This window comes from Halochromatium sp. NSM3, from assembly GCF_059621085.1.
On record NZ_JCAQIA010000045.1, the window covers coordinates 13,207 to 27,055 of the forward strand.

Annotated in this window: 15 protein-coding genes; 9 read left to right on the forward strand and 6 right to left on the reverse strand. The window is 65.2% G+C overall.

The features are described 5' to 3' along the window. Positions 1-131 precede the first annotated feature (131 nt). On the forward strand, positions 132-2,387 hold the full coding sequence (locus AC54T3_RS15310; protein ID WP_496626110.1) for a putative bifunctional diguanylate cyclase/phosphodiesterase: 2,256 nt from the start codon (positions 132-134) through the stop codon (positions 2,385-2,387). On the opposite strand, the gene recJ is transcribed toward AC54T3_RS15310, so the two are convergent. Next, the gene (gene recJ, locus AC54T3_RS15315; protein WP_496626112.1) at positions 2,376-4,154 is read right to left on the reverse strand and encodes a single-stranded-DNA-specific exonuclease RecJ; all 1,779 of its coding nucleotides are present in this window, start codon (positions 4,152-4,154) and stop codon (positions 2,376-2,378) included. The two genes, AC54T3_RS15310 and recJ, sit on opposite strands and share 12 nt — an antisense overlap. Positions 4,155-4,355: 201 nt before the next feature. Between recJ and AC54T3_RS15320 the strand changes: the two genes are divergently transcribed. The 3 genes from AC54T3_RS15320 to AC54T3_RS15330 all read left to right on the forward strand — a co-directional run bounded on the left by AC54T3_RS15320 (position 4,356) and on the right by AC54T3_RS15330 (position 7,860). Further along, positions 4,356-5,132 carry an alpha/beta hydrolase gene (locus tag AC54T3_RS15320; protein ID WP_496626114.1) on the forward strand — a complete coding sequence of 259 codons (777 nt, stop codon included), beginning with the start codon at positions 4,356-4,358 and terminating at the stop codon, positions 5,130-5,132. Positions 5,133-5,308: 176 nt separating this feature from the next. Next, a complete protein-coding gene (locus tag AC54T3_RS15325; RefSeq protein ID WP_496626116.1) occupies positions 5,309-6,643 on the forward strand; it encodes a Coenzyme F420 hydrogenase/dehydrogenase, beta subunit C-terminal domain in 1,335 nt (444 codons plus the stop codon). 56 nt (positions 6,644-6,699) lie between these two features. Further along, on the forward strand, positions 6,700-7,860 hold the full coding sequence (locus AC54T3_RS15330) for a BatD family protein (protein ID WP_496626118.1): 1,161 nt from the start codon (positions 6,700-6,702) through the stop codon (positions 7,858-7,860). Between the two features lie 53 nt (positions 7,861-7,913). Here AC54T3_RS15330 and AC54T3_RS15335 read toward each other — a convergent pair whose 3' ends face one another. Then, positions 7,914-8,369, reverse strand: coding sequence for an SRPBCC family protein (locus AC54T3_RS15335; protein ID WP_496626119.1), 456 nt, complete (start codon positions 8,367-8,369; stop codon positions 7,914-7,916). A gap of 130 nt (positions 8,370-8,499) precedes the next feature. On the opposite strand from AC54T3_RS15335, the gene AC54T3_RS15340 reads away from it, so the two are divergent. Continuing rightward, positions 8,500-9,861, forward strand: a complete 1,362-nt coding sequence (locus AC54T3_RS15340) for an MFS transporter (RefSeq protein WP_496626121.1) — start codon at positions 8,500-8,502, stop codon at positions 9,859-9,861. A gap of 19 nt (positions 9,862-9,880) precedes the next feature. Here AC54T3_RS15340 and AC54T3_RS15345 read toward each other — a convergent pair whose 3' ends face one another. Continuing rightward, positions 9,881-10,366, reverse strand: a complete 486-nt coding sequence (locus AC54T3_RS15345; RefSeq protein WP_496626123.1) for a cyclic nucleotide-binding domain-containing protein — start codon at positions 10,364-10,366, stop codon at positions 9,881-9,883. A 63-nt stretch (positions 10,367-10,429) separates the two neighbouring features. Continuing rightward, positions 10,430-12,070: a glucose-6-phosphate isomerase gene (gene pgi, locus AC54T3_RS15350; RefSeq protein ID WP_496626125.1), complete on the reverse strand. Its 1,641-nt coding sequence runs from the start codon at positions 12,068-12,070 to the stop codon at positions 10,430-10,432. A gap of 210 nt (positions 12,071-12,280) precedes the next feature. Between pgi and AC54T3_RS15355 the strand changes: the two genes are divergently transcribed. The 4 genes from AC54T3_RS15355 to AC54T3_RS15370 all read left to right on the forward strand — a co-directional run bounded on the left by AC54T3_RS15355 (position 12,281) and on the right by AC54T3_RS15370 (position 13,276). Then, entirely contained in the window at positions 12,281-12,427 is a 147-nt protein-coding gene (locus tag AC54T3_RS15355) for an entericidin A/B family lipoprotein (protein ID WP_496626126.1), read from the forward strand. Between the two features lie 16 nt (positions 12,428-12,443). Next, entirely contained in the window at positions 12,444-12,698 is a 255-nt protein-coding gene (locus AC54T3_RS15360) for a hypothetical protein (RefSeq protein WP_496626128.1), read from the forward strand. Positions 12,699-12,808: 110 nt separating this feature from the next. Further along, a complete protein-coding gene (locus AC54T3_RS15365; RefSeq protein WP_496626130.1) occupies positions 12,809-13,027 on the forward strand; it encodes a YgaP family membrane protein in 219 nt (72 codons plus the stop codon). Positions 13,028-13,141: 114 nt separating this feature from the next. Then, positions 13,142-13,276, forward strand: coding sequence for a hypothetical protein (locus tag AC54T3_RS15370; protein WP_496626132.1), 135 nt, complete (start codon positions 13,142-13,144; stop codon positions 13,274-13,276). 45 nt (positions 13,277-13,321) lie between these two features. Here the strand turns inward: AC54T3_RS15370 and AC54T3_RS15375 are convergent, their stop codons facing one another. Together AC54T3_RS15375 and AC54T3_RS15380 are read right to left on the reverse strand one after the other, a co-directional pair. Further along, positions 13,322-13,462, reverse strand: coding sequence for a hypothetical protein (locus tag AC54T3_RS15375; RefSeq protein WP_496626133.1), 141 nt, complete (start codon positions 13,460-13,462; stop codon positions 13,322-13,324). Positions 13,463-13,557: 95 nt separating this feature from the next. Further along, positions 13,558-13,776: a hypothetical protein gene (locus tag AC54T3_RS15380; protein ID WP_496626135.1), complete on the reverse strand. Its 219-nt coding sequence runs from the start codon at positions 13,774-13,776 to the stop codon at positions 13,558-13,560. Positions 13,777-13,849 lie beyond the last annotated feature (73 nt).

Consider the following 13,849-nt stretch of genomic DNA (forward strand, 5'->3'; position numbering starts at 1 on the left):
CTCGGATTTCAAGTGTATTGGCTGGGTGGGGGTAAAGACGCAGGGAACGCCGCCCGAAACGCCGTCATTGGCAGGAAACACGGTTAGGCTATACTTGACTCGTCTGGCACTCATTGGCAATAGGATGATGCATGCATTGGAAGAGTCCCGGGATCTGGCTTGTTCTGGCCTATCTCGCGTTTGGAAATCTGTGGATCCTCCTGTCCGATCGAGGGCTTGCGCTCCTCACCGAGGATGCCGCTCAGTTCCTGCAGTGGCAGCAGTACAAGGGCATCGCCTTTATCCTCGTCACCGCGCTGTTGCTGTATGGCTTGTTGGCGCTACGCCAGCGGCAACTGGCCCAGGGCGAGGCGCGGCTGCATCTGTTCATTAAGCATGCGCCGGCGGCGCTGGCCATGCTCGATACCGAGCTGCGCTTCATGGTGGTCAGCCAGCGTTGGCTGAGAGACTATGGGATGCTGGGCGAGGACTTGACCGGCCGCCCCCATTACGAGGTCTTTCCCGAGATTCCACAGCGCTGGCGCGAGGTGCATCAACGCGCATTGCGCGGAGAGGTCTTGAGTACCGATAACGATTCTTTCGTCCGCCCGGATGGGCGCACCCAGTGGCAACGCTGGGAGGTGCGCCCCTGGTACAGGGCGGATCGCTCGATTGGCGGCATTGTGGTCTTTACCGAGGATATTTCGGCGCAAAAGGAGGCTGAGCGGGAGATGCGTATTGCCGCGAAGGCCTTTGACATCCGCCAGGCGATGATCATCACCGATGCCGAGCAGCGGATTCTGCGGGTCAATCGCGCCTTTTGTCGGACCACCGGTTACCGTCAGGATGAGGTGATCGGGCGCACGCCAGCCATGCTCAAATCCGGTCAGCATGAGCCCTCCTTCTATCAGGTGATGTGGCAACAGATCAAGGAGCAGGATCAATGGCAGGGCGAGGTCTGGAACCGTCGCAAAAACGGTCAGATCTATCCCGACTGGCTGCATATCTCGGCGGTGCGGGATGCCGAAGGCCGCGTCAGCCATTATGTCGGGGCGTTCGAGGATATGTCCCTGCACAAACAGGCCGAGGCTCGGATCCATCACCTGTCGTATTTCGATGTGCTGACCAATCTGCCCAATCGGCGACTGTTCATCGACCGGTTGCAGCAGGCCTTGCGTTCGAGTCAGCAGTTACTCAATTGCGGGGCGGTGTTTTTCATCGATCTGGATGATTTCAGCGCGCTGAACGATACCCAGGGCCATGATGTCGGCGATCAGGTGTTGATCGGGATCGCGCGCCGTCTGCTCGCGGCGGTGAACACGGACGAGACCGTGGCTCGTCTCGGTGGCGATGAGTTCGTGGTCGTGGTGGAAAACCTGGATGCCGAGGCCGAGGCGTCGATGTTGCAGGCGAAGCAGTCGGGGGAGCAGATGCTCGCGGCGATCCGCCAACCCATCCAGGTCGATGGTAGCCAGTATGTGATCACCGCCAGCATGGGGATCTGCCTGTTCGATGGCGCCTTGGACAGCGTGACCGATCTGCTCAAGCGCGCCGATGCGTCGATGCTTCAGGCGCGCAAGCTCGGGCGTGATCGGCTGCATTTCTTTGATCCCGAGATGCAGCAGGCTTTGGAGCAGCGGGTCGGGCTGGAGGCGCGATTGCGGCGTGCCATTCCAGGGCAATTGCGGTTGCACTATCAGCTGCAGGTGGATGCCGGGGGCCGCGTCTTGGGGGCGGAGGTCTTGGTGCGTTGGCAGGACCCGGAACAGGGATTGATCTCGCCGGCGGCGTTCATTCCGCTCGCCGAGGCCTCGGGGCTGATCCTGCCGATGGGACAGTGGATTCTGCGGGCCGCCTGCGAGCAGTTGCGGCGTTGGGAGGATGCGCCGGCGTTGCAGGGTCTGTCGCTGTCGGTGAACGTGAGCGCGAGGCAGTTTCAGCAGGCGGATTTTGTCAACCAGGTGGTCGAGGCGCTGCATCAGTCGGGGGCGAATCCGCAGCGATTGAAGCTGGAGATCACCGAGAGTCTGCTATTCGAACATCTGGATCAGGTGGTCACGACCATGGCGCGGCTGAAGGCGGTGGGTCTCCAGTTCTCGCTGGATGATTTCGGTACGGGCTTTTCGTCGCTGTCATATTTGAAGCGGTTGCCGTTCGATCAATTGAAAATCGATCAGTCGTTCGTGCGGGATCTGGAGGTCGATGAGCACGATGCCGCGATTGTGCGCACGATCATCGCGCTGGGCCGCAGCCTGGGGCTGGAGGTCATCGCCGAGGGTGTCGAAACCGAGACGGCGCGCGACTTTCTCGCCGCCCACGGCTGCGAGCGTTATCAGGGATACTATTTCGCCCGCCCCATGCCGATCGCGGATCTCGAGCGCTGGCTGAGCACGGGCTCAGGCGGATAGCGGGACCAGTTGCTCGATGAGGAGCTGGGGGCTGCGCAGGCCCCGGTAGTCGTTGACATCGAGCCGGTAGACGAGCTGGGCGTGAGTGGCGCCGCGCGGGTGTTGCTCGGCGAGGTTGAAACCGATGGCCTCGAGCGGCGGACCCTGGTCGGGATGGACGCGCAGTTTGAGGTGGCGATCCTTGAGCAGGCGCGGGGCGCTGATCTGGAAGGGGCCGTCGAACAGGGGTTCGGCGAAGCCTTTGCCCCAGGGCGCGGCGAGGCGCAGGGCCTCGGCGGTGGGGAGGTTGAGCAGGGCGGGTCCGAGAGGGCCATCGCTGTGCAGGGTCGGCGTGGTGGCGGAGGGACCGAGGGCGGCATCGACGGCGGCGGCGAAAGCGGCGCGGAAGGCCTCGAGGGCGCTGCGCGGGAGGCTGAGACCGGCGGCCATGGCGTGACCGCCGAAGCGGGTGATGAGGCCGGGGTGATCGCGGTCGACGGCGGCGAGGCAATCGCGCAGGTGCAGCCCTTCGATGGAGCGCGCGGAGCCTTTGAGCAAGCCATCACTACCGGGGGCGAAGGCGATGACCGGGCTATGGCTGCGTTCGCGCAGGCGCGCGGCGAGGATGCCGATGATGCCTTCGTGCCAGTCCTCGGCGAACAGGCAGAGGCCGGTGGGGCGAGGATGGGCGCCGTCCTGGGAGGCGGTCTGCGGGGCGCTGTCCGGGGAGGCATGCGCGAGGCCCTGTTGGCGGGCGAGCAGCTGTTCGGCCTCGGCGCTCATGCGTTGGGTGAGGGCGCGGCGTTCCTGGTTGAGGGCGTGCAGGCGTTGGGCCTCGCGCATGGCGGCGAGGGGTTGGTCGGCGACCAGGCAATCGATGCCGGCGCTCATGGTCTCGAGACGGCCGGCGGCGTTGAGGCGCGGGGCGGCGAGGAAGGCGAGGTCGCGGGCGCTGATGCGGGAGAGCTGGGCGCCGGCGATCTCGAGCAGGGCGCGCAGGCCGGGGCGGCAGTGACCGGCGCGGATGCGGCGCAGACCTTGCTCGACGAGGATGCGGTTGTTGGCGTCGAGGGTGACGACATCGGCCACCGTGCCGAGGGCGACCAGATCGAGCAGCTCGGCGAGATTGGGATCGGGGCGCGGGCCGTGGAACCAGCCCCGGCGGCGCAGTTCGGCGCGGGTGGCGATGAGCAGGTAGAAGATGACGCCGACGCCGGCGAGGTGTTTGCTCGGGAACGGGCAGCCGGGTTGATTGGGGTTGACGTGGGCGGCGGCCTCGGGGGCCTCGGCGCCGGGCAGGTGGTGGTCGGTGATCAGCACCGGCAGGCCGTGTTCGCGGGCGCGGGCGAGGCCGGCGTGACTGGCGCTGCCGTTGTCGACGGTGATGAGCAGATCGGGGTGGCGCTCGGCGGCGGCATCGACCACAGCCGGGCTGAGGCCGTAGCCGTCGGTGAAGCGGCTGGGGATGAGCGCGTCGAGCGGGCCGGCGCCGAGGGCGCGCAGGCCGAGCAGGGCGACGGCAGTGCCGGTGGCGCCGTCGGCGTCGTAGTCGCCGATGATGAGCAGACGGCGGTGGGTCTGGATGTGGTCGGCGAGCAGCGCGGCGGCGGTGTCGATGTCGCGCAGCTGTTCGAGGGGGTGCAGGGCGCCGAGGCGTTGCTCGAGCGGGCCGTCGAGGCCGCGATGGCGGTAGAGGCGCGCGAGCAGGGTGTCGAGGTGATGTGGGGGCTGTTCGGCGCCGGCTGGGCGGTGGATGGGGCGGTGAATCGGGGCTGGGGTTGGCGGCATGATGTCAGTCTTGCTTGGAGACGTTGGCTTGCGCGTTGCTCTGGGTAGAGCCATCTGGGGTTTATGGATATGAGCAGGCGTATTGGGGTTTGGGTCTGTACCGGTCTGCTGTTGCTGGCCGGTTGTTCACGGCCGCCTTGGGTGCCGGGTGGCCTGGAGTTGGCACCGCAGTCTGGCTTGGATGCGGGGTCGGATGCAGGCATGGACGGCGGCAGACCGGAGCATGGGATCTTGCCCTCGACGACCGGTTGCCCGCTGGCGTATCGGCTCTATCGGCCGGAGGCGGCGGCGCGCTCGGCGCAAGCGCCGGCGTTGGTGGTGTTGGGCCATGGGTTCCTGCGCTCGCAGGCGCGGATGCGCGGGTTGGCGGAGGCGATCGCGGCGGCCGGGCTGCCGGTGGCGACGCTGGACCTGTGCAACATGCGTCCCTGGGCCGGGCGTCATCAGCAGAATGGGTTGGATATGATCGCGCTGGCCCGGCATCTGCAGGCCGAGGTCGGCGACGGGGAGCGGATCTATGCCGGGTTCTCGGCCGGGGGCCTGGCGGCCTTGGTGGCGGCGCGCCATGATCAGCGGGCGCTGGGCGTGGTCACTCTGGATCTGGTGGATACCCAGGGCATCGGACAGCGCGCGGCGCGGCAATTGGAGCAGCCGTTGTTGGGGTTGGCGGGGTCGCCGACCCATTGCAATGCTCAGGGGAACGCGGAGGCGCTCTTTGCCAAGCGCGAGCAGGCGCGTTTGTTGCGGATTCCGCAGGCGGGTCATTGTGATTTCGAGACGCCGACCGATGTCCTCTGCGAGTGGTTGTGCGCGGACCCGGCACCGGGCACGGCGCGGGAGAAGATGCGCTTGCGCGCGTGGGTGGTGCGGCAGGCGGTGGCGGCGATCACGGCTCTGGCGGTTGGTCGGGCGGCTGAGTGGCCGTTGGAGACCGCTCAATCCGGCTCGCCGTCCTTCTGGGCTTTCGGGTCGGACTGATCGGTGAATACTAGCCTAACCGATCGCGTCTGACATCCCTTCACGCAGCGATGGATTCGCGTGCTTGCCAGCAGTTGATCCGGCCCCAGCCTGACCTAACGCATACCCAGACGCGGCGCCTCGAGGTTACAAAAGCGCCACTGTCTACCGAACCTCCACCGAACGGCCCACTTCTCATGCCCGACCAGTCCGCTGCCGCCTTTCAAGACCTCGACCCCGAGCTGTTGGGCGACGGCCCCTCGAAGGGCCTGCGCGAGACCACCTTGCTCAGCCGCGATGCGCGCCTCGCCGGGCGGCCCAAGCTGTGCAGCGACTGCGGTCTCTGCGACAGCTTCCTGAAGCCCGAGATGGCGCGCACCTGCGTCTTCGTGCGCAACCAGACCGAGGCCATCGAGCAACGGCTGTTCGGGCGCAACCGCCGGGACGGCGACGAGCTGCGCTTCGGCGTCTACCGCGACATGCAGATCGCGCGCATGAAACCGCCAGTGCCAGGCGCGCAATGGTCGGGCATGGTCACCACGCTCGGGGCGCGGTTGCTCGAGCGCGGCGAGGTCGAGGCGGTGATCACCGCCGCCACCATGCCCGGCACCCGCTTCGCGCCGCGCCCGATCCTCGCCCGCACGCCAGACGAGGTGCGCGCCAGCGCTGGCAACAAACCGGCCCTTTCACCCAACCTCGCGCTGCTCGACGAGGTGCGCGCGAGCGGCGTCAAACGTCTCGCCTTCATCGGCACCAGCTGTCAGGTGCACATGCTGCGCGCCGCTCAGCCGCAGCTCGAGGCCGAGCTTGGCCTCGAGCACCTCGATGTGATCGGCATCCCCTGCAGCGACAACGTTGCCTACCCGGACCTGGTCTATTTCTTGGACCAAGTCTCGAAATCGCCGCAGACCATCGTCCACTACGAATTCATGCAGGACTACAGCCTGAAGATGCGCCATGAGGACGGCCAGATCGAGCAGCTCAACTTCATCGACTTCCCGATGGACAAGCTCGATGGCGTCTTCCCCTCGGCCTGTCTGTCCTGCTTCGACTATCCCAATAGCCTGGCCGACATCACCATCGGCTACATGGGCGCCCCGCTCGGCTGGCAATGGGTGCTGGCGCGCAGCGAGCGCGGCCAGGCGCTGCTGGATCTGCTGCGCCCAGAGCTGGAATTCCAGCCCGCGAACAGCGCCGGCGAGCGCGGCCGCGGCATGCCGCGCTACCTGCAGATGCTGGCCAAACCACCTGGCAAGCCACCGAAGCCGATCCGGATGCTGATCGCCTGGCTGCAGCGCCATCGTGGACCGCGCGGACTCGAGTTCGCGCGCGCCATCATCGAGATGAAGCTGTTCCGCAATCTGCAGCATGTGCGCGAGCGCTTCGGTCGTTTCGAGCAGCGCATTGTGCCGACGCATGTCTATCGGACACTCGCGCCCTATGCGGATGACTATGCCGAGACCTTCGGCCGACCCTTGACGCCGGAGTCTGGTGTCAAGCGCCCGACGGGTGACACGGCATCCAACGCATGAGCCAAGGCGCGGACAGCGCCCGAAGTGCGAGCAGCGCACGCCGCACCAGAACAGGTTTGGCCATCCTGATGCTCGCCTCGCTGCTGCTAGCACCGCTTGGCGCCGACGCGTCCGAGACCGAGCGGGCTGGCGCTCCGCTCGCCACCCGCGAGACAGTGCGCGTCGAGGCAAGCACCGACCGGCAAGCGGTCATCGTCGGCCAGCAGATCCTACTCCGCATCCTCATCATCGGTGAGGGTCCATTACCGCCGGGACGACTGATCCCGCCTCGACTCGACAGCGCCGATCTGCTGCGCCTCGGCGAAGACCGCCGTATCGGCAAGGACCGCCGGCTCGGCGAAGACCACCGGAGCGATCCAACACTCGGCGGCAGCGACGACGGTTCCAAATCCTGGGTCCACGAGCATCGCTATGCGCTGTTTCCGCGTCACGCGGGTCGACTCGAGATCCCGCCGGCGATCTTTTCCGGCTGGTGGCCGGGCACGGACGGCCCCCAAGAGCGGCGCTCGGACGCCATCGAGATCGAAGTGGCGCCCGCTCCGCCCCCGGGCGCAACCTTGGATGCGACTCCCGATGCGGCCCCGCATGCAACCTCGGATGCGGCTGACGATACGGCACCGCATACGGCTCCCGATTCGGCCTCAGAAGCCCCCCCCTGGCTCCCAGCGACTGCGCTCAGCCTGAGCGAGGCTGGCCCTGCCCTGGTCCGCCTGGCGCCGGGGCAGGTCATCGAGCGCATGCTCACGCTGAAGGCCGTGGGGCTGCGCGCCGAGGATCTGCCGCCGATCCAACCGTCGGTCCCGTTTCAGCTCCAGATGCACGCAGACGCGCCGCGACTCTGGAACCAGTACGGAGCAGACGGCGTCACCGGTTATCGCAGTGAGCGCATAACCCTCGGCAGTGCCGAGCCCGGTCTCTATGAGCTGCCCAAGGTGACGCTGGCGTGGTGGAACGTCGAGACCGCAGGTTGGGAGCGCGCCAGCCTGCCCGCATCGCAGCTGCAAGTGGCCGAACTCGACTCCACATCGCGCCGGCCGACACCGGCTTGGCAGCGCGCGGGCAGCACCGACAGGCTAGAGCCGAGCGCCGGCACCGCGCCAACCCGGTCAGCGCCCAAGCCGCCCTGGCTGCTCGCACATTGGCCCTGGCTTGCCGGCCTGCTCGGCGCGCTGCTGCTCGCCGGGCTGGCCTGGCGCCGGTCTCGACGCGCGCGCTGATCGCCAGGCAGATCGCCTGTCACGTCCAGGCAACCACACTCTCGGCGCCGCACTCAAGAAACCCTCTCCTGCTCGGACTCGATCAGCCGTTTCAGGGTGCGCACGTTGCGTTGGGCGCCCTCTTGCACCGCGTATCGGATCAGCTTCTCGAACGGGCGCATGATCAGCTCCAAGCGCCTGAGTTCGAAGGTAAAGGTGAGCTGGGTGCGATCCTCGGCCTGGGGCACAATGCGATAATCGACGAGGAAATTCGGCGCGTTGCTCTCGAAGGTCAGCCGCTGCGGAGGCTCCATCTGGGTGATGCGAAACACCGACTCGGTGCGCCGCCCCTGATCGACCCGCACCTGGCGCCCGACACTGCCAACGCGCAGCGGACCCTGGGTGTTGATCTCCAGCTCTTTGACCTCAGGTGACCAACGCGGATAATTCAGCGCGAAATCCTCCGCGATGAAGCGGTAGACCAACGCCGGAGACCGTTCGATCTCGATACTGGCTTCTGCCTTGACCAAGGTTGCACCTCCGCTGACCAGTCTCGGATGATGGGCCTTGCGAGCGCCGCCGCAAGCGCTGGGTTTCTTTTCCTCAAGTGGGCCTCTGTGCTCGTCACGCAAGGATGTTTTTTCGCAGTCACCGCTAGCCATGAACGAACAGTCCATCGACTCGACGCAAGCCCTCCAAGCGCCTCAGCAGCGTCAATCGCCCATCGACAGCCTCTACGACCTGATCACCGGCGACGAGGATGCGCGCGTCTGCAAGGACATCCCGAGCGAATCTTGCAACGACCAACCGCGCAACTTCTTTGCCTATCTGCTCGCCAATCTCTTGACTAAGGTCGCCGATGAACTGGCCAGCGCCAAGCTGGTGCTGCCCTGGCTGATCGGTTGGCTCGGCGCGCCGGCGCTGATCGTCGGCCTGCTGGTACCGATCCGCGAGGCCGGGGTGCTGCTCCCGCAATTGGCCGTTGCGGCCACGATCCGCCGCCTCCCGGTGCGCAAATGGGTCTGGATCATCGGGTCTCTCGCCTCGGCCATCGCGCTGGCCTTGATGGCGCTGGCTGCGGCGACCTTCACCGGCGCCCTCGCCGGCTGGATCATCGTCGGGCTCCTGGTGCTGTTCAGTCTCATGCGCGGGCTCTGCTCGGTCTCAGCCAAGGACGTGCTGGGCAAGACCGTCTCCAAGGCGCGGCGTGGCCACCTGATGGGTCTCGCGGCCGGGATCGCCGGCGCGCTGACGCTGGCGCTCGGCCTCGCGCTGCAGTTCATCGACAATGGTGACAGCAGCAGCCTGCTCTTCATCCTGCTGCTCGGCGGCGCTGCGGTGTTGTTCGCCCTCGCCGCCGGCGTCTTCGTGCTGATCCGCGAACAGCCGGGCGCCACCGAGGGCGGCGGCAATGCCCTCAGCGCCGCCCTCGACAGCATCGGCCTGCTGCGCACCAATGCGACCTTCCGCTATTTCGTGCTGGTGCGCACCGCACTGCTGAGCGTCGCACTCGCGCCGCCCTTCTATGTGCTCCTGGCGGAGCAGGACAGCGGCGGCGACCTCGGCGCGCTCGGCTTGCTGATCATCGCCAGCGGCTTGGCCAACAGCCTCAGCGCCCCGCTTTGGGGCCGCTTCAGCGACCGCTCGGCGCGGCTGGTGATGGTCATCGCGGCCGCCCTCGCCGGTCTGCTCGGCATCCTGACCTGGGCGCTGGAACACTTCGCCGCCCCGCTGCTGACGGGGCTCGGCTTCGGCCTGCTGTTCCTGTTGCTCGGCATCGCGCATGCCGGGGTGCGACTCGGGCGCAAGGTCTATCTGGTCGACATGGCCAGCAGCGAGACCCGCGCCTCGATGGTCGCGGTCAGCAACACCGTGATCGGCCTCGCGATGCTGGCCGGGGGACTCATCGGGCTGCTCGGCGATCTCTACGGCACCGCCTTCGTGATCCTGGTGCTCGGCATCGCATCGCTCGCCGCCGCCCTCTCCGCGCTGGGTCTACGCGAGGTCTCCGAGCCCGACTGACGCGACTCGGAACGCCGGTTCAGAACACCGCGTGCGAGCGATAGACATACTTGGTGAGTTCCACATACTGGGCATTCATCCGGCGCAGGATGTCCTGGCTCACCTGGATGATGTTGCGCATCACGTTATAGACCAGCCAAGGGTCTTTCTCGAGCAGCGACTCGAAGGCGCTCCGCTCGAGACTACAAACCTGGGTGCGGCCCAACGAGCGCAGCGTCGCGGTATGCGGCTGGCCGCTGATGAAGCCCAGCTCACCGGCGAGATCACCGGTGTGGAGCACATGGATGGTGGTGAACTCGCCCTTACCAATATCCCGGGTCACGGCGATGCCGCCCTCGGCAATGATATGCAGACTATTCTCGACGTTGCCCTCCGCGATCAGCACCTCCTGATCGGCCAGTCGCCGGCAGTAGGCAATACCCGCCAAGATAGAGACCTGATCATCGGTGAGCCCGGCGGTCAGGGGTGAATGGCGAAGATAGGTGAAATCGGTCTCATCGGTCATTGATGTGGTCCTCGGGTTACAGCTGTCCAATCAGGGCCTTCTCGTTGGCATTGAGCGCGAATTTTAACGACGCGCGAGAAAATAACCTAGCAACGCCGCAGTCGAGGCATCGTGATCCGCACTGACTTCGCCGGCCTCGAGTTCGTCGATGATGACGTTGGCGAGCTTCTTGCCCAGCTCGACCCCCCACTGATCGAATGAGTTGATGCCCCAGATGATGCCCTGGGTGAAGATCTTGTGCTCGTAGAGCGCGATCAACGCCCCCAAGCTGTGCGGCGTGATCTGTTCCAGCAGGAGCGTGTTGGTCGGCCGGTTGCCGTCAAATTGACGCTGCGGCGCCAGCCGATCGGCCTCGGCCTCCGAGGCCCCAGCGGCGATCATCTCCTCCTTCGCCTCTTGCAGCGTGCGCCCGCGCATCAGCGCCTCGGTCTGCGCCAAGCAGTTGGCAATCAGCAGATCATGGTGATTGCCGAGCGGGTTGTGGCTCTTGATCGGCGCGATGAAGTCACTCGGGATCAGCTCGGTGCCCTGATGGATGAGCTGGTAGAACGCATGCTGGCCATCGGTGCCGGGCTGGCCCCAGACTACCGGGCCGGTGCTGTAATCGACGCGCTCGCCCTCACGGGTCACATGCTTGCCGTTGCTCTCCATGTCGCCCTGCTGGAAATAGGCCGAGAAGTACTGCAGATATTGGTCGTAGGGCAGGATCGCGTGGGTCCTGGCGCCGGCGAAATTGATGTACCAGACCCCGAGCAGCCCCAGGATCACCGGCAGGTTCCGCTCTAGCGGCGCCGAGCGGAAGTGCACATCCATCTCGTGGGCGCCGGCCAGCAGCTCGGCGAAGCGATCGAAGCCAACCGCGATCGCGATCGGCAGCCCGATCGCCGACCAGAGCGAGTAACGCCCGCCGACCCAATCCCAGAACGCGAACATCTGATCGGTATCGATGCCGAACTCGGCCACCTTCTCGGTGTTGGTGGAGACGGCAACGAAGTGGTTACGCACCGCCTTGTCATCACCGAGCGCCTCGACCAGCCAGTGCCGCGCGCTCTGGGCATTGGTCATGGTCTCCTGCGTGGTGAAGGTCTTGGAGGCGACAATGAACAGCGTGGTCTCTGGGTTCAGGCCCCGCACCGTCTCGGCCAGATGGGTCCCGTCGACATTCGAGACAAAGTGTGGTCGCAGCTGATCGGACTGATAGGGCTTGAGCGCCTCGCAGACCATCTTCGGCCCCAGGTTGGAGCCGCCGATGCCGATGTTGACCACATCGGTGATGGCCTTGCCGGTATGTCCCTTCCACTCGCCCGAGCGCACCCGCTCGCTGAAGTCCCGCATGCGCGCGAGCACCCCGTCGACCGCCGGCATCACATCCTCGCCGTCGACCAGCGTGCGCACGTCGGTACGGTTGCGCAGCGCCGTGTGCAGCACGGCCCGATCCTCGCTGAGGTTGATCTGCTCGCCGGTGAACATGCGCTCGCGCCAGTGCTCGAGGTCGACCGCGCGCGCGAGATCGAAGAGCAGCCGCAGCGTCTCGTCGGTGGCGAGATGCTTGGAGAAATCCAGATGCAGCCCGGCGGCATCAGCGGTCATGCGCTCGGCGCGCGCTGGATCATCGGCGAACAGCTCGCGCATGTGCAGCGAGCGCATCTGCTGCCAATGCCGTTCTAGGGCCTGCCATGCTGGGGTCGAACTCACGAGTGCCATCTTTGGGACTCCCTCGGCTGAGTGGATGGTCGATCGAGGACGATTGTACGCTGGCAGCGATGAGGATGCCGGCCAGCGGCCGCGATTTCAGGCGCTAAGTTCGCTAGCGCACAGTCAGGGCTAGGCCGCTTGACATAGAGTTGATCACAACCGGGCGAACGCCATGACTGGCAACACGCCAACGACTGGCCACGATAAGAGGCAAAAGTGATGACCAAACTCCTACTAACGCTGGTGCTGCTGATTGCGATCGGTGGACTCTCCGGCTGCAACACCATGGAAGGCGCGGGCCAGGATATCCAGAGCGGCGGCGATGCCCTTAGCGGAGCGGCGCGAGACGTCAAAGAGGACATGTAGCACTAGGAGCGTGGCGATGGCCCGATTAGGCAAGACTCCAATCCAGCAAAGCCCACCACTTCGGCCCAACCGCCCAAGCGCGGACTCGATCGAGCGTCGTGTCTCACCGGTCAAGGAATTGATTCGCAAACGCCGCAAAATCGCCATGTCATACCGGCGCAGTCAAAGTGAGACCGACCGCTATCACCTGGAAGCCATCGACCACGAGCTTGCCAGCTACAACATCGATATTCCCGCCGTCCAGCACTGTATCGCGCAACGCAAGACCTGAAACCGCAACCCAACAACCCACCAGGAGACGGTTGCGGCAGTGACCAACTTCACCCTCGGCCGATCCGGCTTGTAGGCCAGGATCGATCATCAACCACCGGAGCATTCGTCATGAATTTTGATCTCAACAACCACAACATCGGCAACACCGACCGCCTGATTCGAACGATTGTCGGCGCCCTCCTGCTCGTCGGCGCCTTTATCGGCGGCGGCTGGATCGCCGGTCTGATTGGCGTGGTGCTGCTCGGCACCGCCTATCTCAGGTTCTGCGTGGTCTACGCGCTCTTGGATTTCAGCTCCAACAAGGATGCCGCACCCGCAAGCAAATAGACCGAGCCTGACACTAAGCCAGCCACCAAGCCGGCCATCGATCGGGTCCTCGGGCCCGGCGGTGGCCATTGGCGCCGATTCACCCGCCACTCCACCCTGTCCGGAGCGCATGCCATGACCAAAGAACGACAAAGCAACAAAGAAACGAAGAAGAAACCCGGCCTGACGCTGAAAGAGAAGCGGAATGCGAAGAAGACCAAGCAGGAGCCCAAGGGCTTGATGGAGAACGCTAAAGGCGGCCCGAAATAGTCAGATCCGTGGCCATGCCCGCAGGCGGACGATGACCAATGATCTTTACGACCTTACCCTGCGGGCGGTGAGTAAAACCGCCGCGATGCGACCGGCTTCTGCGTAGGCCGGCTCGGCGAGTTCTTCGCCGAACACATCAGGGTCGTTGATCGTCCACACCTCGGTTTCGTAGAGGAGTTGCTGCATGGAGGGCGTGTCTAGTCGGATCGCCGAAGAAGCTGAAGACGACTCGGTCGTTTGCCATCAGCAATCCTAGATCTCTCCGCGAGTGCTAATGCGTCCTACAGATCGACCTGTATCGGCGGCAGCTTGTCAACGCTGACGTTGGCATCGGCATGTATCGGCGGTAGCTTGGTGACCGCGAGGTCGGCATCGACACTCACCTCGACCGGCTTATCGACAATCAGGTAAACGGGAATCGGTTTTTCGGCTGAAACGTTCAGATTCACCGTGAGCGGGCAGCCTGATAATGCGACGGCGATGGCGATCGCAACGAGCAATAACGAGGCGCGGACGCACTTAGAGGCTGTTTAGAAAGTCGGAGGGAATGGGTTTCATATCAATCACGTTGCA

Coding starts and splice junctions, on each gene's coding strand:
- AC54T3_RS15310 (WP_496626110.1), top strand. CDS start 132: ATGCATTGGAAGAGTCCCGGGATCTGGCTTGTTCTGGCCTATCTCGCG.
- recJ (WP_496626112.1), bottom strand. CDS start 4,154: ATGCCGCCAACCCCAGCCCCGATTCACCGCCCCATCCACCGCCCAGCC.
- AC54T3_RS15320 (WP_496626114.1), top strand. CDS start 4,356: ATGGACGGCGGCAGACCGGAGCATGGGATCTTGCCCTCGACGACCGGT.
- AC54T3_RS15325 (WP_496626116.1), top strand. CDS start 5,309: ATGCCCGACCAGTCCGCTGCCGCCTTTCAAGACCTCGACCCCGAGCTG.
- AC54T3_RS15340 (WP_496626121.1), top strand. CDS start 8,500: ATGAACGAACAGTCCATCGACTCGACGCAAGCCCTCCAAGCGCCTCAG.
- AC54T3_RS15345 (WP_496626123.1), bottom strand. CDS start 10,366: ATGACCGATGAGACCGATTTCACCTATCTTCGCCATTCACCCCTGACC.
- pgi (WP_496626125.1), bottom strand. CDS start 12,070: ATGGCACTCGTGAGTTCGACCCCAGCATGGCAGGCCCTAGAACGGCAT.
- AC54T3_RS15355 (WP_496626126.1), top strand. CDS start 12,281: ATGACCAAACTCCTACTAACGCTGGTGCTGCTGATTGCGATCGGTGGA.
- AC54T3_RS15360 (WP_496626128.1), top strand. CDS start 12,444: ATGGCCCGATTAGGCAAGACTCCAATCCAGCAAAGCCCACCACTTCGG.
- AC54T3_RS15365 (WP_496626130.1), top strand. CDS start 12,809: ATGAATTTTGATCTCAACAACCACAACATCGGCAACACCGACCGCCTG.
- AC54T3_RS15370 (WP_496626132.1), top strand. CDS start 13,142: ATGACCAAAGAACGACAAAGCAACAAAGAAACGAAGAAGAAACCCGGC.
- AC54T3_RS15375 (WP_496626133.1), bottom strand. CDS start 13,462: ATGCAGCAACTCCTCTACGAAACCGAGGTGTGGACGATCAACGACCCT.